The organism is Haloarchaeobius caseinilyticus, assembly GCF_051207395.1.
GTDB lineage: Archaea > Halobacteriota > Halobacteria > Halobacteriales > Natrialbaceae > Haloarchaeobius.
This window is the reverse complement of sequence record NZ_JBPJZC010000005.1, coordinates 116,385-138,165: the sequence shown is the minus strand read 5'-3', so window position 1 is coordinate 138,165 and position 21,781 is coordinate 116,385. Positions and strand designations below refer to the sequence as shown.

Genomic DNA, 21,781 nt, shown 5'->3' with positions numbered 1-21,781 from the left:
CGTTGACGAGGACCCGCCGAAATCGCTCGTCGTCCCCTCGACTACTCAAAGTATTTACGCACTGACTCTGATTTTCAGACATGAATACGAGAAGACAAGTTCTCGCTGGTGTCTCTGGCTGTCTCGCCGCGGGTGGCCTGTTCGCAGCCACCGGCTACGGCTCCGGCGGAGAGAGTAGTTCGATGGGGACGGACGAACACGGAGGCTGTCAGAGCGGCGTCGAAGAACGCCCAGCGAACGGGACGTTCAAGTTCGTCGGCACCGCCCGCTTCGACGAAGTGTGGGCCACACTGGAAGTCGATGAAGGGGAACACTTCGACGAAGTACGAATCAGTTCGAGCGGGACCATCCTCCACACCGAGACCGACGTCGGTGCGGGACGACAGAAGATACTGTTCTCGCCCGGCGACGCGACGATGTTCACCATCACCGCCGTCGCGGACGGAACGACACGTGATACCGCGAAATTCTACGCGACCTGTGACACGTAGACAGGTCCGGTAGCGGGAGATAGATAAATACACCAGCGTAAGCCTGCCCTCACTCCTTTGTCATAGCGACCCAAGCCGCAGGCATGGCAGGACACTCCGACTCCGACGCGAAACACGACGTCGGCGAACCCTCCGAACAGTGGCGCGGGTATCAGGGCGCGCCGACGGGGACAGACATCGAGTGCAAGGGCTGGCGACAGGAAGCGGCCCTCCGGATGCTCAACAACAACCTCGACCCCGAAGTCGGCGAGAAGCCCGAAGAACTCGTCGTCTACGGCGGGACCGGGCGCGCGGCCCGTAGCTGGGACGCCTACGACGCGATTCTCGACGAACTCCGAAATCTCGACGACGACGAGACGCTGCTCGTGCAGTCGGGCAAACCCGTCGGCGTGTTCCAGACGCACGAGCGCGCGCCGCGGGTCCTCATCGCCAACTCGAACCTCGTCGGCAAGTGGGACGACTGGGACCACTTCCACGAACTCGAAGCGAAGGGGCTCATCATGTACGGCCAGATGACCGCCGGTTCGTGGGCCTACATCGGCACGCAGGGTATCATTCAGGGGACGTACGAGACCCTCGCGGAACTGGCCGAGCAGCACTATCCAGAGAACGACGGCCTCCGAGGCGAAATCACGGTCACGGGCGGCCTCGGCGGCATGGGCGGGGCACAGCCGCTCGCGGTGACGATGAACCACGGCGTCTGCATCGCCGCGGAGGTCGACGAACACCGCATCGACCGCCGCATCGAAACGGGCTACTGCATGGCAAAGACCGACGACCTCGACGAGGCCATCGAGAAGGCCCAAGCGGCCGCCGAGAACGACGAACCGTACTCCATCGGCCTGCACATGAACGCGGCAGATATGTTCGAGGGGATGGCCGAGCGTGGCTTCGTCCCCGACATCGTCACCGACCAGACCTCCGCACACGACGAGCTGGAAGGCTACTACCCGTCTGGCTACACCGTCGCCGAAGCCGACGAACTCCGCGAGACTGACCCCGAGCAGTACGTCGAGGAGAGCCTCGACACGATGGCGCGACACGTGCAGGGCATCCTCGATATGCAAGACGCGGGCGCGATTGCGTTCGAGTACGGGAACAACATCCGCGGGCAGGTCAAGGAGTACCGCAACATGAAACAGGCGTTCGACTTCCCCGGCTTCGTGCCGGCGTACATCCGGCCACTGTTCTGCCGCGGCAAAGGCCCGTTCCGCTGGGCTGCGCTGTCGGGCGACCCCGCCGACATCCACCGGACCGACGAGGCCGTCAAGGAACTGTTCCCGGAGAAGGAGCACCTCCATCGCTGGATCGACCTCGCACAGGAGCAGGTGCACTTCCAGGGCCTGCCGAGTCGGGTCTGTTGGCTCGGCTACCAAGCTGGAGATGACGAGGACGGATTGACGGAACGCGCCCGTTTCGCCCTCCGAATCAACGAACTCGTCGCCGAGGGCGAGATTTCGGCCCCGGTTGTCGTCACGCGAGACCATCTCGACGCCGGTTCCGTCGCATCCCCAAATCGAGAGACTGAAGCGATGCGCGACGGCTCGGACGCGGTCGCCGACTGGCCCATCCTGAACGCGCTGCTCAACACCGCCTCTGGTGCCGACATCGTGAGCGTCCACGACGGCGGCGGCGTCGGCATCGGCAACTCGCTGCACACGAACAACCACGTCGTCTTGGACGGCTCCGACCTCGCCGCCGAAAAGGCCAGACGGGTGTACACCACCGACCCCGGCATGGGCGTGATTCGCCACGCCGACGCGGGCTACGAGGAGGCGCTGGCCGAGGCGAAAGAGTCGAACGTGCGGGTGCCGATGGCCGAGGACGAATGACGACGTTCACAGCCCCGCCCGATTGGGAACCCACATCCTCGGACCCCAACGACGAGCAGTTCGGCGACGTGGTCGAATCGGCCACGCTCGACACCGCCAGCGACTACGACGTAGTCCTCGTCGGCGAACCGTACGACGGCGCGGTCATCGGCCGCAAAGGCGCGGCCGACGGTCCGGCCGCTATCCGTAAATCACTCGCCGGCGTGAAGACGCACCACTTCGACGCCGGTCCGGTATCGAACATCGGCGACCTCGGCGACGTGGCCATCCCGACCGGTGGCGGCGTGGCGCAGGTCCAAGACGCAGTCGCTGAGACTGCGGCCGCGGTACACGAAACCGACGCCTTCCCCGTCTTCCTCGGCGGCGACAACTCGCTGACCTACGCGAACGTGCTGCCGTTGCTCGATTTGGGAAGCGTCGGCGTGCTCAACTTCGACGCGCATCTCGACTGTCGAGAGGTACCGGAGTCGGGCCCAACCAGTGGGACGCCCTACCGGCAACTCCACGACGCCGGATTGGACGCCTACGCCTGCGTCGGCGCGAGACACTTCGAAACGTCGAGCGCCTACGACGACTTTGTCCGCCGCTGGGAGGCCCACGTCCGACTCGCAGAAGAGGTCGGCGACGACCCAATCGACTCGGTCGACAAGGCGGTCGGGTCGCTCGGTGACGTGGACTCGATTTACGTCTCGGTCGACGTGGACGTGCTGGACGCCGCGTTCGCGCCGGGTGCGAGCGCACCGACTCCAGGCGGTCTGACGACTCGCGAACTGTTCCGGGTGCTCCGTCTCGTGGCGGGCGACGACCGACTCGCCGGGTTCGAAATCGTGGAAACTGCGCCCAAACTCGACCGCGACGGCATGACCGTCGACGCGGCCGCCCGTGCCGTCGCCCACCTCATCGCGGGGTGGTCGGCGTGACCGACTTCGTCCTCTACGACGCCGCCGAAATCGCAGTCGGGCCAGGCGTAGACGAACCAATCGAGACCATCGAAGATGCTGCCATCGCAGTCGCAGATGGAGAAGTCGTCGCCGTCGGCCCGACCGACGAGATTACGCGAGAGCACCCGCCAGAGAACGCCGCCGATTCGCTCGACGCGAGCGGGAACGCCGTGGTTCCGGGCTTCGTCGACCCGCACACCCACGCGCTGTTCGCGGGCGACCGCTCCGACGAGTTCGAGGCCAAACTGCGCGGCAAGACGTATCAGGAGATTCTGGCCGACGGCGGCGGGATTCTGAAGTCGGTCCGGGCGGTTCGCGAGGCCAGCGAGGACGAACTAGTCTCGAATCTGCTCGGCCACCTCGACACGATGCTGGCGCACGGGACGACCACGGTCGAAGTGAAATCCGGCTACGGCCTCGACACCGAGACCGAACTCCGAATGCTCGCGGCCACCGGCCGCGCCGACGAGCAACACCCGGTCGACGTGGTGCCGACGTTCATGGGCGCACACGCCGTCCCGCAGGGCCGCGACGCCGACGACTACGTCGACGAAGTCTGTGAGGAACAGATTCCGGCCGCCGCCGAACAGGGCATCGCCACGTTCTGCGACGTGTTCTGCGAGGAGGGCGTCTTCTCTGTCGAGCAGTCGCGGCGCGTGCTCAAGGTCGGGCGCGAACACGGCATGACGCCGAAGGTCCACGCCGAGGAACTGGCCCACATCGGCGGGACGAAACTCGCCGCCGAACTCGGCGCGACCAGCGCCGACCACCTGCTCCACTCGACCGAGGAGGACGTGGATGCGCTCGTCGAGGCCGACGTAATCCCGGTTCTCCTGCCGGGCACTGCCTTCGGCCTCGGCGCGGAGTACGCCGACGCCCGCGGGATGCTCGACCAGGGCGCACCCGTCGCCATCGCGACGGACTTCAACCCGAACTGCCACAGCCACAGCATGGGCTTCGCGCAGTCGCTGGCCTGCGTCGGGATGCGGATGACGCCGGCAGAAGCGCTGCGAGCGAGTACGACGAACGCCGCCGCGGCGCTCGATTTGGGCGCGAGAACGGGCACGCTCCGCGAGCGTGCGCCGGCCGACTTCGCCGTCGTCGACGCGCCGTCGTTCCGGCACGTCCCCTACCAGTACGGGACGAATCTGGTGGAGACGGTCGTGAAAGCGGGCGAACGAGTTCACGGCTGACTGGACGCGGTCCCTGGTCTCGGTCGGGTGTCACCACCCGTACACGATCTGTTACCCGCGCCGATTCGGCTCGGTGTCCACGTCCGGCCCGAGCGCGTTCGTGACGAGGCGACCGTGACCGCGCCGGAGTCGCTCCGAGAGCGCCTGATTCGAGACGCCGAGTTGCTCGGCGAGTTCGATCTGTTCGACGCCGCGTGGAACCTCGTAATAGCCGGTTTCCGAGGCCGTGACGAGCGTTTCGTGTTGCTGTTCCGTGAGTCCGTACAGCCCGCGCTGGAAGGAATCCGATATCTGGAACATCCGGTTGACCGTGAAGTTCACCCCGTGTTCCTCACAGAACTCGTACGTCGCCGACACCGAGGACTCCTCGGGGAACAGGAGTCGAAGCCGCCACTGGTCGTCGGTGCCGACGGCGTCGAGCAGCGTCGCCTCCTCTTCGAGCAAGACGTAGACGATGACGCGGATGTGAGCGGTCCACTCCATCTGGAACAGGTACTCGTCGCCGAGGTCGGCGAGCATTTCGACGTTTCGGGTGCTCGAATCTGCCTCAAAGATGGCTGGGAAATCGTCGGCTGACTCGCTCGACGCCCAGAGAAACGGCATGACACTGTCGTCACCGTGGGCGACGAGTCTGACGATCTCGAACGACGCGTCGGGGACGCGATCGAGTGTCTCCTGTAACGCAAACTCGTCCGCCGGCAGCGACGCCTCGACGATTGTGGTCATTACCCGTAGTTCGCGCCGCCATCGATTATCAATTCCGCACCCAATTCGTTCGGGAATCGTTGAAATTTCTCGGTTTATCCACGGAACGTGAACAGTCTCGTGTCACAGTCAGTACACGCGAGTACTTCGTCGGGGTCGCTCCCAGCACCGGCCGCACCGCCACAGCACTCGACGGTCGTCGTCGCCTCGACGGGACCGCCGCAGTCGGGACACTCGTCGAGGAAGGTCCGAAGCGGTTCGGCCGCGGCCAGTGCGACAGCCTCGTCGAGGCCGGTCGGGTCGAGTGCTTCGACCGCGGCCACTTCGGCGACGGCGACTGGCCGTGTGAGCCAGGCGTCGCCGAGCGAGGCGACTTCGCTCCGGGAGACGACGACGTAGGGTCCACGACTGCCGGCACCGTCTTCGGTCGAGACCCGCGCGTCGGGAACGAGGTCTTGGACGGTCGCGGCGAGCGTTTCGACCGAATCGGCACGGTGGTCGCGCATCGCTGCGTACCAGCGCTCTCTGAAGTCGTCAGCGAGCAGCAGGTCGTCGCCCTCGGGGACGACGACACCGACCTCGACCAGTCGCGTCAACACGGTTTCGCCGTCGATTTCGTCGGGAGCGAGACTGCCCGGGGCAGGGTCGCCACCGCCGTCGCTGACCGCGTCTGGCGCGTGGAACCAGTCCGCTGGGACCGGCAGTGCGGCGACGAGTTTCGGGGCGAACCGCGGCGTAAATGGAACGACGTAGCCGCGGAGCCAGATACCGACGACACCGACGGCGGCCACAGCGAGGCCAGCGAACGCGAAATCGAGCGCGGCGAGGCCGACGGCCACCGCGGCGACCAGCACGAGGTTCACGACAGTACACGGCCAGCAGCGTCGCTCGCCGGTGTACGCCGGGGCACGGACAGCGTCGAAGACGGTCATCGTTGGGTGGTACCGCGAGCCGCGGGTAAAGGGTTGTCGTCGTGGGAAGGTTTTTGCGCTCGTTCCCCCGAACGGAGGGTATGGATTCCGACGAGTTGCGGGACGTGCTGCAGGAGGCCGGTCTCTCGCCGTACCAGTCGAAAGCCTACGTCGCCCTGCTGGAACTCGGAACGGCGTCGGCGCGTGACCTCGTCGCCGCGAGTGACGTTCCAGACCCGCGAATCTACGACGTGATTCGCTCGCTGGAAGACCGGGGCTACGTCGAAACGTACGAGCAAGATACGCTTCGCGCACGCGCTCACGACCCCGCGGACGTACTCGCAGACCTCACCAAACAGGCCGACCGGCTCGAATCCGCGGCCGACGAAATCGAACAGCGTTGGGAACAGCCCGAACTCGACCGTCACACGGCGAGTATCGTCAAGCGGTTCGAGACGGTCGTCGACCGTGCACGCCTGTTCATCGAGGAGGCGGAGAACCAGATTCAGCTCTCGGCCAGCCCAGCACAGTTCGAAGAGTTACACGGCGTCCTCGCCGATGCGCTCGACCGCGGCGTCTACGTGCAGGTGTCGCTGTACACCGACATCGACAGCACCGAAGAACTCCCGTCGCGTGAGACGCTCGCCGCGTCGACGACGGAGGCCCGCCATCGACCGATTCCGTCACCGTTCGTCGCGCTGGTCGACCGCCAGAAGGCGTGTTTCGCGCCCCACGAGGAGGCCCTGAACGAGTACGGTGTCCTCGTCGACGACCGGATGCACGAGTACGTGTTCCACTGGTACTACGTCGGCTGTCTGTGGGAGATTTGTGACGAGATATACAGCGCCCGGAACGACGACCCACCCATCGAGTACGTGGACATCCGTGAGTTCATCCGAGACGTGGAGTCACTGGTTCGAGCGGGCGACACCGTCGAGGTGTTCGTCGAAGGGAAGTCGGTCAAGAGCGGCGACGAGCGACGATTGGATGGGACCATCGTCGACGTGTACTACGAGGGCGACGGAGCGACCGACGCCAGAGAGACGCCGCTGGTCCAGCTCGCTGGCCGTGCGTCCGTGACCATCTCGACCGAGACTGGTGAGTACACCGTCGGAGGTGAAGGTGCGATGATAGAAGACGTGGAAGCGATGCGACTCACGGTGACCGATATCGCCCGGAACAGCGAATAATACCATTAATCAGGACAAATAAAAGTTAGTCCAGAACCGATATGTGAGATATATCTTATTCGATAATTTCGCTTCCCCTACTATCTTAGGGGGCGCGTTCACACCCCCACAACCAAACGTTCTACGTACGCCGGCTAGAGAATAAGTATAATACTAACAACTACAACAGGTGTTGTAGTCGCGGCAGTTATAAACCGAAAGCAATGAAAAAGAGCCGTATGCCTGCGAATAGTTCGCAAGGGAGTACGAGTGGTAGTGAGCGCAGAGTGTCGCGGCGGTCTTTCGTGAAGGTTGCTGGCGCATCGGGCGTCGGTGCCACCCTCGCTGGCTGTATTTCCAGCAACGACGGTGGCGGCGGGGGCGAGGGCCAGGGCGACAAGATAAGTATGGACGAGCCCAGCGAGGCCATCACGGTTAAATGGGCAGGTGACCAGAACTTCAAGAAGGCCCAGTCCGACATCAACAAGGCCCTGCACGATGCGGGCCTGTCAGAGAAGATTACGGTCGAAGTCGTCGAAGGGTCGTTCACGACGGGTGACCGGCGGACGAAGTACAAGAACATCCTCGACGCGGGGCAGCAGACGCCGACGCTCCTCATGATGGACAACGGCTGGACGATTCCGTTCATCGCTCGGGACCAGATTATGAACCTGAGCGACGCCCTGCCGAAGTCGATGATCGACGAGGTGAACAGCAACTACTTCGAGGCCAGCGTCTCCACGGCGACGATGGACGGCAGTCTGTACGCCATCCCGCTGTTCGCCGACTTCCCGACCATCCAGTACCGGAAGGACCTGGTCGAGGAAGCGGGCTACGACCCCGAAGGCGAGAACTGGGCGACCGAACCCATGAACTGGCAGAAGTTCTCCGAGGTCACGAAGAAGACCATGGACGAGACGGACGCGGGCATGGGCTTCACGTTCCAGGCAGCAGCCTACGAGGGCCTCTCGTGCTGTGACTTCAACGAATTCATGAGTTCGTGGGGCGGCGCGTACTTCGGCGACCACGACAACCTGTTCGGCCCCATCGGCGACCGGCCGATTACGGTCACCGAACAGCCCGTCGTCGACTCCATCAAGATGATGCGGACGTTCATCCACGGCGAGAACGACCCGCAGGCGCTCGACGGCATCACCGGCAACATCGCGCCGACGCAGGTCCTCCAGATGAAAGAGGAGACCTCGCGCGAGCCCTTCACGAAGGGCAACGCCGTCATGCACCGCAACTGGCCGTACTCCATCGTCATCAACGGCGCGGAGGACGCCTTCGGCGAGGACCTCGGCGTGATGCCGATTCCGTACGGTGTGAAGGCTGGCGAAGCCAAATACGAGGGAACCGGTGGCCCGGTCGCTGCCCTCGGTGGCTGGCACCTCGCACTCAACCCGAACGCGACGGACGCGAAGAAGAGCGCCGCCGCACAGGTGCTCAAGACGCTCCAGACCGAACAGGCACAGCTCGCGCTGTTCGAAATCGGCGGGTGGATTCCGCCGGTGCCGTCGCGGCTGGAGAGCGACAAGGCGAAAGAACTCGACGTCATCGGCCGCTACGTCGACACGCTCAAAATCGCCGGCGAGAACGCGATTCCCCGGCCCGCCACGCGCGTCTGGAACCAGCAGTCGTCCCAGATTTCACAGGAAGTCAACGCCGCACTCCAGCAGAACAAGACGCCCAAGAAGGCCATGGAGAGCCTGAAGGAGTCGCTGGAGCAGATAGAGAGCAGCGCCTAACCGTCGCCTGACCCATGGCAGCAGAATCAGAGTCAGGACCGGGCGCGCTCCGCGAGAGCAACCGCTCAGGACCGTACGCAGCCGCCATTCGCTGGATGGAGAACCTCAGCGAGGCGCAGTTCGCGTACCTCCTGCTCACACCGGCGTTGCTGTTGCTCGGCGCGATAGCGCTGTGGCCGTTGCTCTCGACGTTCAGAATGTCACTGTTCGCCGACAACCTCACCGGCCGGTTGGGTGGGTTCGTCGGCATCGAAAACTACGTCCAGTTGCTCACCGGCCAGAAGAACGCGCTGATGCCGTCGCCGTTCATCCCGACAGAACTGAGCGTCTCGGCGTTCTTCAACAGCGCGCTTACCGTGACGCTCATCTTCACCGTCGTCGGTGTGTTCTTCGAGACGATAATCGGCTTCGGCCAAGCACTCGTCCTCAATCAGGACTTCAGAGGGCGGCGCTGGGCCCGGCTCGCCATCATCATCCCGTGGGCGGTCCCAATCGTCGTGCAGGGGATGATCTTCTACTTGATGTTCCAGCCGGGGACCGGGTTCCTCATCGGCGACGAAGGGAGCCGAACAATCCTTCAGACGCTCGGTCCGTTCGGTCCCGCACCGTTCTCGAACACCATCGACTCGACGATAATCATCATCGTCGCCGACATCTGGAAGACGTCGGCGTTCATGGCACTGCTCATCCTCGCCGGACTCCAGAGCGTCGACCGGAACCTGTACGACGTCGCCCGCGTGTCGGGCGCGTCGCCGTGGCAGCGATTCAAGTACATCACGCTACCGCTGGTGCTGCCGACGGTGCTCGTCGCGATGCTGTTCCGCACCATCCAGGCGATGCGCGTCTACGGGGTCATCGAGACCGTCTCGGGCTGTGAGACGGTTCCTTCGCTGTCCTGTCTGGTGGTTACGAGCTTCGACAACAACCTGTTCGCGACCTCCGCGACGGTCGCGTTCACCACCGCCGCGATCATCGCGATATTCGTGTCGGTGTACATCATCGGGTTCGCCCGAGAGGAGATGGCATGAGTTCAGACGACCTCAACAACGTCTTCGACGGCGATGCAGAACTGAAGCGCGGCCCGTTCCAGCGCTGGGTAGACAACTCCATCAAGAACCCGGAGCAGGTCTATCGGGCGCTGTTCTACGTGGTGGCGTTCTTCTTCATCACGACGACGCTGTTCCCGTTCTACTGGCTGTTGATACTGGCACTGACGCCGACGCTCCCGAACGGAACGTTGCCGGAGATCGGCCTGCTACCGAACGGGTTCAACTACCAGACGTTCGTCACCATCTTCGAACAGGCACCGTTCTTACGGTACATGATCAACAGTGTCGTCCTCGCCGGGGCGACGACGGTCATCGTCCTGCTGCTCGCGAGCCTCGCTGGCTACGTGTTCGGCAGACTGGAGTTCAAGGGACGGCGACCGCTGATGCTGTTGGTGCTGGCAATCTCGTACTTCCCGCCGGCGGCGTTCTTCCTGCCGCTGTGGGACCTGTTCAACGGGAACGTCAGCATCGGCTTCCTGAACTGGACCATCAGTAGCCCGAGCCTGTACAACACGCCGGGTTCGATGCTGCTTCCGTTCAGTGCACTGTTCATGCCGCTGTCCATCTTCATCCTGACGACGTTCTACAGTCAGATTCCGGATGGGCTGGAAGACGCTGCCAGAATCGAGGGGACGACGCGACTCGGGGCACTGTTCCGGGTCATCGTCCCGCTGTCTGCACCCGGCGTGGCCACCGCCGGTGTGCTGACGTTCATCTCGGTGTACAACGAGTTCTTCTTCTCGTCACTGATGACGAGTGGACAGGCAGCGGACTGGGCACCGGTGCTGAACGGCATCATCCAGTTCCAGCGCGCCGGACAGTTCCAAGTAACGTACAACGCGATGGCAGCCGCGAGTATCGTGGCGGTGTTACCCGTCACCATCCTCGTGGTCTTCGCGCAGGAGAAGATCGTGAGCGGCCTCACCTCGGGGGCACTCAAGGAGTGAATCATGGCACGAGTTAGACTCAACGACATCACGAAGGAGTACAACGACGTCACGGCTGTCGACAACATGAACCTCGACATCCGCGACGGCGAGTTCGTCACCTTCGTCGGCCCGTCCGGTTGCGGTAAGTCGACGACGATGGAGACGATCGCCGGACTCACCACGCCCACCTCGGGTGAGGTGTACATCGGCGACACGGACGTGACGCGATACCCGCCGAAAGACCGCGGGGTAGCGATGGTGTTCCAGAACATCGCGCTGTTCCCGCACATGGACGTCTACGACAACATCAGCTTCGGGCTCAGACTACGCGACTACGACAAGTCTGAAATCGACAAACGCGTCGACCGGGCGACCGAAATCGTCCAGCTCGAAGGCATGCTCGACCGCCAGCCGGACGAGATGTCCGGCGGGCAGCGCCAACGCGTCGCCATCGCCCGCGCAATCGTCAGGAACCCGGCAGTGTTCCTGATGGACGAGCCGCTGGCGAACCTCGACGCGAAGCTGCGCGTCCACATGCGCACCGAACTCCAGCGCCTGCACAAGGAACTGGACACGACCATCATCTACGTCACGCACGACCAGGCGGAGGCGATGACGATGAGCGACCGAATCGCCGTCATCGACGGCGGCCAGCTCCAGCAAATCGACCCGCCACTCGTGTGTTACAACGAACCGGCGAACCTGTTCGTCGCCGGCTTCATCGGCTCGCCGTCGATGAACTTCGTCGAAGGCGAAGTGAGCAGTGGTGGCTTCCGGTCCCGGCACGTGAACGTGTCGTTCGACCCAGCGGACTACGGCCTCTCCGAAGGGCAAGACGTGACCCTCGGCGTCCGGCCGGAGGACGTCTATCTGTCGAGCAACACGTCGGAGGTCACCGACCCGACCGCACCCATCGAGACGCTCACCGACGTGCTGGAGCCGATGGGCAACGAGATATTCGTCTACCTCAAGCTGGAGGAGACGTCCGGCGGGATGGAAGACGACGATTCGAACCAGTTGCTGATGAGTCTCGACCCCGACTCGGACATCGAAGAGGACCAGGCAAAATCGGTCGTCCTCGACCGCTCGCGCCTGCACCTGTTCGAGACGGAGTCGGGCGACGCCATCACCCACGGACTCGGTGACCCGGCGACCGCACAGACGCCAGACACCGGGGCGTCGACGGGGGACTGACCCATGGACGCACTGCTCCTCTACTTCGGCGCTGGCACGCTCCTGTTCTTCTTCTGGGTGTACGGCATCGCGTCGTTCGCCCTCGACCTGAAGAACAAGTTCATTCCCGGCGCGAAGCAGTTCCTGCGCGGTCGGCGGGCGCAGAAGGAGCAGCGCGAGCAAGAGCAAGAGCGACGAGAGCGCGAAGAACAGCTGCTATAACCTGACCGACGGTTTTCGGTCGATTCGTTCCGACTAAACCGACCACACCCAGAGGCAACCACACGATGCACGAAGACGAAACGACACAGATAGGAATCGTAGGACTTGGCGGTATCGCCCGCCATCACGCCGACCACCTCGCAGCCTTGCAGACAGAGGGCGTCGCCGCCGAACTCGTCGGCGGGATGGACGTCGCGAGTGAAGCCCGAACCTCGTTCGCGGACGACTACGGCGTCCCGACGTACGAGGACGCAGTCGACCTGTACGACCAGGTAGACGCAGTCATCGTGACGACGCCGAATCGCTTCCACGAGGAGTACGTCGTGAGTGCGCTCGAAGCGGGCCTCGACGTGCTCGTCGAGAAGCCGCTGGCGCACACACTGGAAAGCGCCGAGCGAATCGCGGCGGCAGCCGAGAACTCCGAGGGCTTCTGTATGGTCGGGTTCCACAACCGCTTCGCCCCGGAGGTCGCCGCGCTCAAAGCGCACATCGACGACGACCGCTTCGGCGACGTGTACCACGTCGAGGCGAACTACATCCGTCGGCGGGGCATTCCCGGCCGCGGGTCGTGGTTCACCGACGAGGCGGTCGCCGGCGGGGGCGCACTCATCGACATCGGCGCGCACGCCATCGACCTCGCGCTCTACCTGATGGACTTCCCCGAAGTCGAGGAGGTCTCCGGTGTGGCGCGCTCCGAGTTCGGTGACCGCGACGACTACACCTACCTGAACATGTGGGGCAAAGACGGCGACGGCGACTTCACGGTCGACGACTCTGCCAACGCGCTCATCCGCTGTGCCGACGGCCGGACCGTCGCCCTCGAAACTTCGTGGGCGTCGAACCGCCCGCCGGAGAACACCTACACCATTCATGGGACCGAAGCCGGTGCCGCGGTCGACCGCAAGGACGAGAGCCTCACTATCTACGAAGTCGAGGACGTGGGCGGTCCGCAGTTCTCCGACGCGACCGTGACGACCGGCGAGGAGCCGGCTCACCGCGAGGAACAGCGCCGGTTCGTCGAGGCCGTCGCCGCTGGCGAGGCACCGGGCACGAACACCGTCGAGCAGGCGCTGACCGTCCAGCGCGTGATGGCGGCCATCTACGAGTCCTCGGAGACCGGGTCGGCCGTCCATCCGGGCACCGCGACGCCCGTCGAAGCCGACGACTGAGTCGCCTGCACTCGCCTACCGACCGGCTCACGACACGACCGCTGTCCGGCGGTCGACGGTGGCCAAGATTGCAGACGCGACCACACCTTTCACCGACGACAGACAACACCTACAACACACATGGATATCGGCGTACTCACCGTACCACTCGGACAGGAATCGCTCGAAGACACACTGGACTACCTCAGCGGCATCGGGGTCGACGCCGTCGAAATCGGCTGTGGTGGCTACCCCGGCGAGGACCACCTCGACCGCGAGGCACTGCTCGGCGACGACGAGACACAGGCCGACTTGCTCGCGCTCGTCGAGGAGTACGACATGCGCATCAGCGCGCTGGCGACGCACAACAACCCGCTCCATCCCGACGCGGACCGAGCGGACGAAGACGACCGAGAACTGCGCGAGGCCATCGAACTCGCGGGCGAACTCGACGTGGGCACCGTGACCTGCTTCTCCGGCCTGCCCTCGGGGAGTCCGGACGGGAGCGTTCCGAACTGGATTACCGCACCGTGGCCGCCGGAACACGCCGAGGCGCTCGACTACCAGTGGGAACTCGCCATCGACTACTGGTCGGACCTCGCCGAGCACGCCGAGGCCCACGGCGTCGACGTGGCGATCGAGATGCACCCGAACATGCTGGTGTACCAGCCGGACACGATGCTCCGTCTGCGCGAGGCGACGAACGACCGCATCGGCGCGAACTTCGACCCCTCGCACCTCTACTGGCAGGGCATCGACGTGCCGAAGGCGATTCGCGTCCTCGGCGAGGCAGACGCCATCCACCACGTCCACGCGAAGGACACGCGTATCTACGACCACCACGCCGAGCGCAAGGGTGTCCTCGACATCACCTCCTACCGCGACACCGAGGACCGCGCGTGGCTGTTCCGCTCCATCGGCTACGGTCACGGCGAAGAGCACTGGAAGGACGTCGTCTCCACGCTCCGGATGGTCGGCTACGAGGGCGCGCTCAGCATCGAACACGAGGACGCGCTGACCAGTTCCCGCGAAGGGCTAGAGAAGGGCGTCGACGTGCTCTCGCGTGCCGTCTTCGAAACCGAACCCGGCGACGCCTACTGGGCCGAGTAACCATGACGGACGAACCACTCTCCGTCGGGTTTCTGGGGTATCGGTTCATGGGCAAGGCCCACGCGAACGCCCTCGCCCGCCTGCCGATGTTCTTCCCGGACGCGCCGGCAGTCGAGCGAGACGTGCTCGTCGGCACCGACGAAGACGCCCTCGAAGACGCCACCGAGCGACTCGGCTTCGCCCGCTACGCGACCGACTGGGAAGAAGTCGTGGACGAGGTGGACGTGTTCTACAACCTCGGGCCGAACTTCCTGCACGTCGAACCGAGCGTCGCCGCGCTGGAGGCAGGCACCCACGTCCTCTGTGAGAAACCGCTCGCGCCGACGAGCGAGGGTGCCGAGGAGATGCTCGCAGCGGCCGAGGAATCCGACGCCGTGGCTGGCTGTGCGTTCAACTACCGGTTCGTCCCGGCCATCCAGTACGCGAAGAACCTCGTCGAATCGGGCGAACTCGGCGAGATTCATCAGGTTCGCGGGAGCTACATGCAGGACTGGCTGGTCGACCCCGACGCCCCGTGGAGTTGGCGAAACGACGAAGAGTTGGCAGGAAGCGGCGCGCTGGGCGACCTCGGCGCACACACGGTCGACCTCGCGAACTTCCTCGTCGGCGAGCGCGTCGGTAGCGTCGAGCGCGTCAGCGGCCACTGCCAGACGTTCGTCGACGAGCGACCAGTCGAGGGCAGCACGGAGCGAAAGCCCGTCACGGTCGACGACGCCTACAGCGCACAGGTCGAGTACGAGTCCGGCGCGATGGGCACCTTCGAAGCCTCGCGCTTCGCCACGGGCCACAAGAACGACCACAGCATCACGATCCACGGCTCGAAAGGCAGCGTGAAGTTCTCGCTGGAGCGCCTGAACGAACTCGAAGTCCACACTGGCGATTCGCGGGGCTACGAGACAGTGCTCGTGACGGACCCGGACGACCCCTACGTCGACCACTGGTGGCCGCCGGGCCACGTCGTCGGCTGGGAACACACGTTCGTGCACGAGAACTACGAGTTCCTCACGAGCGTGGCGAACGGAGACGACTTCGAACCCAGCTTCCAGACCGCCTACGACGTGCAACAGACGCTCGACGCGGTCCAGCGAAGCGACGAATCTGGGGAATGGGTCACGCCCGGTGAGGAGTCGTAGATGAGACGAGAAGCGAAACTCGACCGACTCGACGCCTACCTCGCCGCGAACGACCTCGACGAAGTCTGGTTCGCCGAACCGAACTCGTTCGCGTGGCTGACCGGCGGCGACAACGAGGTCGCCCGCGGCGCAGGCGTCGCAGCCGCTGGCTACGACGGCAACCACGTCAGAATCGTCACGAACGACATCGAGGCCGAGCGCCTGCGCGACGAGGAGGTGACCGACTCGGTCCACCCGTTCGTCTGGTACGAGCACTCGCTGGGCGAGGCAGTCGCCGAGCACAGCGAAGCCGACGCCGCCGCGGCCGACTTCGACGTGCCCGGCTTCGAGGACCTCGACGCGAGCCCGCTTCGACAGCCACTCACCGACGACGACATCGACGCGTACCGCGCCCTCGGCGCGGACGTTGCCGACGCCGTGGAAGCGGTCTGTCGCGGTATCGAGTCCACCGATACCGAGGTCGAAGTCGCCGCCGAGTTGCGCGGTACCCTGGCCGAGCGCGGCATCGACTCGCCGGTCGCACTCGTCGGTGGCTCGCGGCGCGCGCAGTTGTACCGCCACTACACGCCGAAAGACGAGGAACTGGGCGACTACGCGCTGGCCTCGGTCACGGCGGTTCGTGACGGCCTCTGGGCGAGTTGCACCCGCACCGTCACCTTCGACGAACCGGACTGGTTCCGCGAGCGCCACGACGCCGCGGCCCGCGTCGAAGCGACCGCACTCGCGGCGACCCGTGAAATCGGTCAGCAGGGCGGTACCAGCGGCGACGTGTTCGGCGCAATTCAGGCCGCCTACGACGAACTCGGCTACCCGGACGAGTGGCGGCGGCACCATCAGGGCGGTGCGGCCGGGTTCGCCGGACGGGAGTGGAAGGCGACACCCGACGGCGTCGAACCAGTTCACCTGCCGCAGGGCTACGCGTGGAACCCGACGGTACAGGGTGCGAAGAGTGAGGACACGGTACTCGTCACCGAATCCGGTTTCGAGGTGCTGACCCAGTCCGGCGGCGACTGGCCGACCGACTCGGTCGAGGCAGTCGGCTACGACGGCGCGGTGTCGCGGCCGCTACCGCTGCGACGCTGACTCTCGGAACGCCACCACGTCGTCGCGGGACGGCGAAGCGGCCATCGCTCCAGCGGCGGTGGTCGCCACTGCTGCGACCGCGTTCGCGTCCGCCAGAATCGCTTCTAACTCGGTTTCGCCACCAGTCGCGCCAGCGACGGCGCCAGCCAAGAACGCGTCACCCGCGCCGGTCGCATCGACCGGTTCGACCGGGTAGCCGTCGTGTGTCGCCGTCTGCGCGCCCCACGGCGCGCCATCGTCCGCGAACGCGACCGAACCGTCGGCCCCGCGGGTTGCGAGGACGGTGTGCGGTCCTGCTTCGAGTGCCTCGTCGGCGAGGTCTCCGAGCGTCTCGCCGTCGAAGCCGAGCAGTCTGAGTTCTTCGTCCGTGGCTTTCAGCACGTCCACGTTCGCGAGTACGTCGCCGACGACCGATGCGAAGTCGTCGTCCGGCCACAGTTCCGGCCGGTAGTTCGGGTCGAACCAGACGGTACAGCCCGCGTCGGTGGCTCGCGCGAGCAGGTCGCGGGTCGCCTCCCGTGAGCGGCCAGACGCGAGCGTGACGCCCCCGGCGACGACCGTCTCTACGTCGGCGAGCGTCGCGTCGGGGACAGTTCCCGGCTCCATGCGGGTGTCTGCGGTCCGGTCGCGGTAGAAGGTGAACGAGCGGTCGGCGTCAGCGTCGTGCGTGACGAACGCCAGCGTCGTCTGAGCGTCCGGGTCGCGTTCGACGAACTCGCCCGGGACGTTCTCCGCAGCGAGTGTTGCTTCGAGGAATTCGCCGAAGGGGTCGTCGCCGACGCGGGTCCAGAACCACGGGACGTGGCCGAGACGTGCCAGTGCGACGGCGACGTTGGCCGGCGCACCACCGGGCCGGCGCTCGAACCCGTCGACATCGGTGAGCGGGCCGACGCGTTCGGGGAGGAAGTCCACGAGTGTCTCACCCGCGACGAGAATAGTCGGGTCGGTCATGGGCGCCGATTCGAGAGTTGGACATGTAACTCCACCTCTCCTGGCGACGTTTTCGTCCGGACTGCCCGACGCCGTTCGGCGTCGCATTGATACCCATTCGGCCCGAAATACGGCCGATGAACGCCAGTGCTCGCGTTCTCCTCGTCGGGGACGACCGCGCCGCGGTTGCGACAGCGGCCAGCCGCTGCGAAGCGTCCCCACTGGTCGAGACAGTCGTCGAAGCGACGGCCGCCGAGGCCCCAGAGACGCTCGCTGCGGAGACGTTCGACGCGGTCTTTTACGTCGACAACACCTCGACAGCAGCCCTGGGGCAGTTCCTCGACTGCGATGGCGACGACGTATCGGCGGCCACCTCGGCTGCTCAGCGAAGCACCAGCGACAAACTCGAATCGAGCATCCGCGAACACGAGGCCATCTCCCAGTTGGCAGCCCACGCCATCACGGAACAGGATTTGGACGCGCTGTTCGACGAGGCCGTCACGGTCGTCGCCGAGGTACTCGACAACGAGTACTGCAAAGTTCTCGAACTGCAACCCGAGCGAGAGGAACTCCTGTTGCGCTCCGGCGTCGGCTGGAAAGACGGGTACGTGGGTACGGCGACCGTCGACTCGCAGGAAGAGTCTCAGGCGGGCTACACCCTGCTCTCCGAGAAACCGGTCGTGGTCGCCGACCTCGCCGAAGAGACGCGGTTCAGTGGGCCCGACCTGCTCGTCGAACACGGCGTTGTCAGCGGTATCAGCGTCATCATCGGCCCGGCCGAAGAACCGTGGGGCATCCTCGGGACACACGACACTCGCGTCCGCGACTTCGGCCGCCACGACGTGGAGTTCGTCGCCAGCGTCTCGCACATTCTCCACAGCGCCATCGGCCGCATGGACCGCGAGGCAGCACTCCACCGCCAGAACGAGCGCCTCGAACGGGTCGCCAGCGTCCTCTCGCACGACCTCCGCAACCCACTGACCGTGGCGATGCTCAACCTCGAAGTGCTCGCCGAGGAGACCGGAGAAGAGCAGGTCGACGCGATCGAGCGCATCGAGCGGTCCCACGACCGAATGTCGGTACTCATCGAGGACGTGCTCACACTCGCCAGACGAGAGAAACGCGTCGTAGCGTCGGATACCATCGACCTCGCAGCCATCGCCACGCGGGCGTGGGAGACCGTTTCGACTGGACAGGCGTCACTGGTCGTCGACACCGAGACGACCATCTACGCGAGCGAGACGGACCTCCAGAGCCTGTTCGAGAACTTGTACCGGAACGCGGTCGAACACGCTGGACTGGCCGTCACCGTCCACGTCGGTGACCTCGAAGACGAGGCTGGCTTCTACGTCGCCGACGACGGCCCCGGCATCCCCGAGGAGAACCGCGAAGAGGTGTTCGACCCCGGTTTCTCGACGCAGCGAGACGGGAGTGGCTTCGGCCTGCACATCGTCGAGCGAGTCGCCACCGCGCACGACTGGGACGTGTCGGTCACGGCCGCCGCGAACGGCGGCGCGCGGTTCGAGTTCGGCGGCGTCGAGACGGTCGAATCGTCGGACTCGGAGACGCAGACCTCGGCGTGAGTCGCAGCCACCGCCGGGAGAGTACCCGTCTCCAAAGCCATTTCGTATCAGTTACTGAATAGGTATAGTCGGTCGCGCACGTATCCTCACCGCACAGATAGATGCCGAACACGACGAGCGCCGCCACAGTCGTACTGGCACTCTTCGTCCTCGTCTCAGCGACCATCGGACCCGTGCTAGCAGACGTGGGCGGGAGTGAGCCGACGGCTTCGACCGCTTCGACGGCGGTGCTCGGTGCAGCTGGGTCGTCCGGCGCACTCGGGACACCCGGTTCGAGTCCGGGGGCGAGTCCGACGCTCGGCGAGCATGGAAGCGCCGAGAACACGACCGGCGAGCGCTGGAATCGCACAGAGACGGTCGCTGCACTGGACCGGTGGGCCGAAGCGACGGGTGTGGCGAACGAGTCGTGGTGGAACGCATCGCGTGTCCTCGACGCGCTCGAAGGGGTCTCCGAGGTCGACGGCTGGCTGCACGACACGCCGGAGAACTGGACCAACGAGAGCCTGCCCGACTGGTTCGACGAGCGACTGCACGAGTGGCACAACGAGACGAAAGACTCGCACGGGACGTGGTGGGACCCAGACGTCGTCCGGACCGTCCTCGCGGACCTGCGGTACGAACTCCACCGCCTCTTCGACTGGGACCTGTTCGAGGCGGGCGACGGCGGCGGCGCAGCAGGCTTCCCCCATCTGACACCCTACCTGCCGGATAACTACCTGCGGCCCGACGAGGAGGCGACACTGGCCGTGCTGATAGCGAACGACGGCGGCGGGCCGGAGTTCGAAGACGAAGAGCGTGTCTCGCTGTTCCCGGTGCTCACGAGCGGTGGTCTCGACCTCGCAAACCTCGTGACGAGCGCGCGAAACGTCGAGGTGCAAGTACTGGAAGTCGAGGGCGTCCCCATCGAAGTCCGAACCGGCGTCGTCCCGCTCGGCTGGGTCGGCCTCGGCGAAGTCGTCGACGTGCCGGTTCGCGTCTCCGTCGACCAAAACGCACCGCCGGGGTTCTACGAAATCCCCGTTCGGGTGAGCTACGAGGTCGTCGGCGCAGTCGACGAGAACGGGAGAGTCGAGGTGTACTTCTACGAGGTCCAGACGTTCCCGCTCCTCGTCGAAATCACGGAATCGGCTCGCTTCGTGGTGACCGAGACGGCCGCCGACGTGCAGGTCGGGTCGGCCGGACTGGTGACGTTCGTCGTCGAGAACGTCGGCTTCGACCTGGCGCGCGACGCCACTGTGGCCGTGACCGCCGAGAGCGCCGACCTGACGTTCGCCGGCGGCGGCATCGACGGCCGGTGGGTCGGTGACCTCGCACCGGGCGAAGCCGAGCGCGTCGCCTTCCGTGTCGTCGCCACGGATGGCGCGGTGAGTGACGACTACGCGCTCCGGGCCGTCGTGGAGTACACCGACCGCGACGGCCTCCCAATCGAGTCGCTACCGATGGTGGTCCCGGTCACCCCACTCGCAGAACAACGCTTCGCGGTCGGTGACGTGGACGCCAGCCTACGCGTCGACGACGAGGGTGAAATCTGGGGCACCGTCGTGAATCAGGGGCCGAAACCCGTCGCCGGCGCGGTGCTAGTCCTCGACGTGGTCTCTGAGTCACTGGTCCCACAGGAGGTCGAGTTCGCTCTCGGCACGCTCGCCCCCGGCGAGAACACGACGTTCTGGTTCCCGGTCGACGTGCGCGACACGGCCGAACCCGGCCCCCGGCGCGTGCTGTTCTCTGTCGAGTGGATAGACGCCGAGGGCGACGTACGCCTGAGCGACCCGCTCCCAGGACGAGTCGCCGTCACCGACCGCCGCGACGAGTTCGACGTGGAATCGCTCGACGCCGAGGTCGTCGTCGGCAGTAGCGGCTCTGTCGTCGTCGCCATCACCAACACCGGCGACGAACCGGTCCGGAACGTGAACGCCCGGCTGTTCGCAACGGACCCGCTGAGCACCAGCGACGACTCGGCGTTCGTCGGCTCACTGGACCCCGGCGAACGCGCCGAACTCGTCTTCGGCCTGAAGTCGGCGGGCGATGCCCAGGCCAAAGAGTATCCCGTCTCGCTCGACCTGCTGTACGAACTGCCGACCGGCGAGGCCGAACTCTCGCGAACGTTCCAGGTCGGTGTCGCAGTCGTCGAAACGCCCACGGACGGGTTCGACACGCCGCCGTGGCTCCCGTTCGTCGGGGCGTTGTTGCTGCTGCTTGCCGTGCTCGCAGTCGTGTGGCGACGGTTCCGGCGGCGGGCTGGCGGCGCTGGTGGCGAGGGCGAAGGAATCGACGATGGCGACGCTACCGAGAGTGACGAGGAAGCGGGCGACGATGGCGACGAACTGCCAGACGATGTCCCCGGCCCCGGCGAGTCGCCCGACGATGGCCCGGGCGGGCCAGCGGACGCACCGGGTGACCAGCCCTCGCCGGGAGACGACGACTGAGGAAC

Annotated in this window: 19 protein-coding genes; 16 read left to right on the top strand and 3 right to left on the bottom strand. The window is 65.3% G+C overall.

The annotated features are described in order from the left end of the window. The first annotated feature begins 80 nt into the window (after positions 1-80). The 4 genes from ACSC1P_RS20515 to hutI all read left to right on the top strand — a co-directional run bounded on the left by ACSC1P_RS20515 (position 81) and on the right by hutI (position 4,457). A complete protein-coding gene (locus ACSC1P_RS20515) occupies positions 81-491 on the top strand; it encodes a hypothetical protein (protein WP_435362077.1) in 411 nt (136 codons plus the stop codon). An 83-nt stretch (positions 492-574) separates the two neighbouring features. Then, positions 575-2,323 carry a urocanate hydratase gene (gene hutU / locus ACSC1P_RS20510; protein WP_435362076.1) on the top strand — a complete coding sequence of 583 codons (1,749 nt, stop codon included), beginning with the start codon at positions 575-577 and terminating at the stop codon, positions 2,321-2,323. Then, positions 2,320-3,243, top strand: a complete 924-nt coding sequence (gene hutG, locus ACSC1P_RS20505; RefSeq protein WP_435362075.1) for a formimidoylglutamase — start codon at positions 2,320-2,322, stop codon at positions 3,241-3,243. The genes hutU and hutG overlap by 4 nt, the downstream gene beginning before the upstream one ends. Beyond that, on the top strand, positions 3,240-4,457 hold the full coding sequence (hutI, locus tag ACSC1P_RS20500) for an imidazolonepropionase (RefSeq protein WP_435362074.1): 1,218 nt from the start codon (positions 3,240-3,242) through the stop codon (positions 4,455-4,457). The genes hutG and hutI overlap by 4 nt, the downstream gene beginning before the upstream one ends. 51 nt (positions 4,458-4,508) lie before the next feature. On the opposite strand, the gene ACSC1P_RS20495 is transcribed toward hutI, so the two are convergent. Both ACSC1P_RS20495 and ACSC1P_RS20490 read right to left on the bottom strand, forming a co-directional pair. Next, a complete protein-coding gene (locus ACSC1P_RS20495) occupies positions 4,509-5,183 on the bottom strand; it encodes a helix-turn-helix domain-containing protein (protein WP_435362073.1) in 675 nt (224 codons plus the stop codon). A gap of 74 nt (positions 5,184-5,257) precedes the next feature. Further along, a complete protein-coding gene (locus tag ACSC1P_RS20490) occupies positions 5,258-6,094 on the bottom strand; it encodes a DUF8054 domain-containing protein (protein WP_435362072.1) in 837 nt (278 codons plus the stop codon). A gap of 80 nt (positions 6,095-6,174) precedes the next feature. Between ACSC1P_RS20490 and ACSC1P_RS20485 the strand changes: the two genes are divergently transcribed. From ACSC1P_RS20485 to ACSC1P_RS20440, 10 genes are all read left to right on the top strand, one after another. Next, positions 6,175-7,263, top strand: a complete 1,089-nt coding sequence (locus ACSC1P_RS20485) for a TrmB family transcriptional regulator (RefSeq protein WP_435362071.1) — start codon at positions 6,175-6,177, stop codon at positions 7,261-7,263. Between the two features lie 284 nt (positions 7,264-7,547). Next, positions 7,548-8,990 carry an extracellular solute-binding protein gene (locus ACSC1P_RS20480; protein WP_435362302.1) on the top strand — a complete coding sequence of 481 codons (1,443 nt, stop codon included), beginning with the start codon at positions 7,548-7,550 and terminating at the stop codon, positions 8,988-8,990. A 95-nt stretch (positions 8,991-9,085) separates the two neighbouring features. Continuing rightward, positions 9,086-10,018, top strand: a complete 933-nt coding sequence (locus ACSC1P_RS20475; RefSeq protein ID WP_435362301.1) for a carbohydrate ABC transporter permease — start codon at positions 9,086-9,088, stop codon at positions 10,016-10,018. Continuing rightward, positions 10,015-10,986 (top strand): carbohydrate ABC transporter permease, encoded by a 972-nt coding sequence (locus tag ACSC1P_RS20470; RefSeq protein WP_435362070.1) that lies wholly within the window; start codon positions 10,015-10,017, stop codon positions 10,984-10,986. Before ACSC1P_RS20475 ends, ACSC1P_RS20470 begins: the two co-directional genes overlap by 4 nt. A 3-nt stretch (positions 10,987-10,989) precedes the next feature. Further along, on the top strand, positions 10,990-12,162 hold the full coding sequence (locus ACSC1P_RS20465) for an ABC transporter ATP-binding protein (protein WP_435362069.1): 1,173 nt from the start codon (positions 10,990-10,992) through the stop codon (positions 12,160-12,162). Between the two features lie 3 nt (positions 12,163-12,165). Continuing rightward, entirely contained in the window at positions 12,166-12,363 is a 198-nt protein-coding gene (locus tag ACSC1P_RS20460; RefSeq protein ID WP_435362068.1) for a DUF8005 family protein, read from the top strand. Between the two features lie 65 nt (positions 12,364-12,428). Next, entirely contained in the window at positions 12,429-13,532 is a 1,104-nt protein-coding gene (locus ACSC1P_RS20455) for a Gfo/Idh/MocA family protein (RefSeq protein WP_435362067.1), read from the top strand. A gap of 120 nt (positions 13,533-13,652) precedes the next feature. After that, positions 13,653-14,621: a sugar phosphate isomerase/epimerase family protein gene (locus ACSC1P_RS20450; RefSeq protein ID WP_435362066.1), complete on the top strand. Its 969-nt coding sequence runs from the start codon at positions 13,653-13,655 to the stop codon at positions 14,619-14,621. 2 nt (positions 14,622-14,623) lie between these two features. Next, a complete protein-coding gene (locus ACSC1P_RS20445; RefSeq protein WP_435362065.1) occupies positions 14,624-15,754 on the top strand; it encodes a Gfo/Idh/MocA family protein in 1,131 nt (376 codons plus the stop codon). Continuing rightward, a complete protein-coding gene (locus ACSC1P_RS20440) occupies positions 15,755-16,837 on the top strand; it encodes a M24 family metallopeptidase (protein ID WP_435362064.1) in 1,083 nt (360 codons plus the stop codon). Here the strand turns inward: ACSC1P_RS20440 and ACSC1P_RS20435 are convergent. Further along, positions 16,820-17,788 (bottom strand): carbohydrate kinase family protein, encoded by a 969-nt coding sequence (locus ACSC1P_RS20435; RefSeq protein WP_435362063.1) that lies wholly within the window; start codon positions 17,786-17,788, stop codon positions 16,820-16,822. The genes ACSC1P_RS20440 and ACSC1P_RS20435 overlap by 18 nt on opposite strands. 116 nt (positions 17,789-17,904) lie before the next feature. Here ACSC1P_RS20435 and ACSC1P_RS20430 point away from each other — a divergent pair, with 116 nt between their 5' ends. Then, positions 17,905-19,350 carry a sensor histidine kinase gene (locus ACSC1P_RS20430; protein WP_435362062.1) on the top strand — a complete coding sequence of 482 codons (1,446 nt, stop codon included), beginning with the start codon at positions 17,905-17,907 and terminating at the stop codon, positions 19,348-19,350. A 101-nt stretch (positions 19,351-19,451) separates the two neighbouring features. Then, the gene (locus ACSC1P_RS20425; RefSeq protein WP_435362061.1) at positions 19,452-21,776 is read left to right on the top strand and encodes a COG1361 S-layer family protein; all 2,325 of its coding nucleotides are present in this window, start codon (positions 19,452-19,454) and stop codon (positions 21,774-21,776) included. Positions 21,777-21,781 lie beyond the last annotated feature (5 nt).

Coding starts and splice junctions, on each gene's coding strand:
- ACSC1P_RS20515 (WP_435362077.1), top strand. CDS start 81: ATGAATACGAGAAGACAAGTTCTCGCTGGTGTCTCTGGCTGTCTCGCC.
- hutU (WP_435362076.1), top strand. CDS start 575: ATGGCAGGACACTCCGACTCCGACGCGAAACACGACGTCGGCGAACCC.
- hutG (WP_435362075.1), top strand. CDS start 2,320: ATGACGACGTTCACAGCCCCGCCCGATTGGGAACCCACATCCTCGGAC.
- ACSC1P_RS20495 (WP_435362073.1), bottom strand. CDS start 5,183: ATGACCACAATCGTCGAGGCGTCGCTGCCGGCGGACGAGTTTGCGTTA.
- ACSC1P_RS20490 (WP_435362072.1), bottom strand. CDS start 6,094: ATGACCGTCTTCGACGCTGTCCGTGCCCCGGCGTACACCGGCGAGCGA.
- ACSC1P_RS20485 (WP_435362071.1), top strand. CDS start 6,175: ATGGATTCCGACGAGTTGCGGGACGTGCTGCAGGAGGCCGGTCTCTCG.
- ACSC1P_RS20475 (WP_435362301.1), top strand. CDS start 9,086: ATGGAGAACCTCAGCGAGGCGCAGTTCGCGTACCTCCTGCTCACACCG.
- ACSC1P_RS20470 (WP_435362070.1), top strand. CDS start 10,015: ATGAGTTCAGACGACCTCAACAACGTCTTCGACGGCGATGCAGAACTG.
- ACSC1P_RS20465 (WP_435362069.1), top strand. CDS start 10,990: ATGGCACGAGTTAGACTCAACGACATCACGAAGGAGTACAACGACGTC.
- ACSC1P_RS20460 (WP_435362068.1), top strand. CDS start 12,166: ATGGACGCACTGCTCCTCTACTTCGGCGCTGGCACGCTCCTGTTCTTC.
- ACSC1P_RS20455 (WP_435362067.1), top strand. CDS start 12,429: ATGCACGAAGACGAAACGACACAGATAGGAATCGTAGGACTTGGCGGT.
- ACSC1P_RS20450 (WP_435362066.1), top strand. CDS start 13,653: ATGGATATCGGCGTACTCACCGTACCACTCGGACAGGAATCGCTCGAA.
- ACSC1P_RS20445 (WP_435362065.1), top strand. CDS start 14,624: ATGACGGACGAACCACTCTCCGTCGGGTTTCTGGGGTATCGGTTCATG.
- ACSC1P_RS20440 (WP_435362064.1), top strand. CDS start 15,755: ATGAGACGAGAAGCGAAACTCGACCGACTCGACGCCTACCTCGCCGCG.
- ACSC1P_RS20435 (WP_435362063.1), bottom strand. CDS start 17,788: ATGACCGACCCGACTATTCTCGTCGCGGGTGAGACACTCGTGGACTTC.
- ACSC1P_RS20430 (WP_435362062.1), top strand. CDS start 17,905: ATGAACGCCAGTGCTCGCGTTCTCCTCGTCGGGGACGACCGCGCCGCG.
- ACSC1P_RS20425 (WP_435362061.1), top strand. CDS start 19,452: ATGCCGAACACGACGAGCGCCGCCACAGTCGTACTGGCACTCTTCGTC.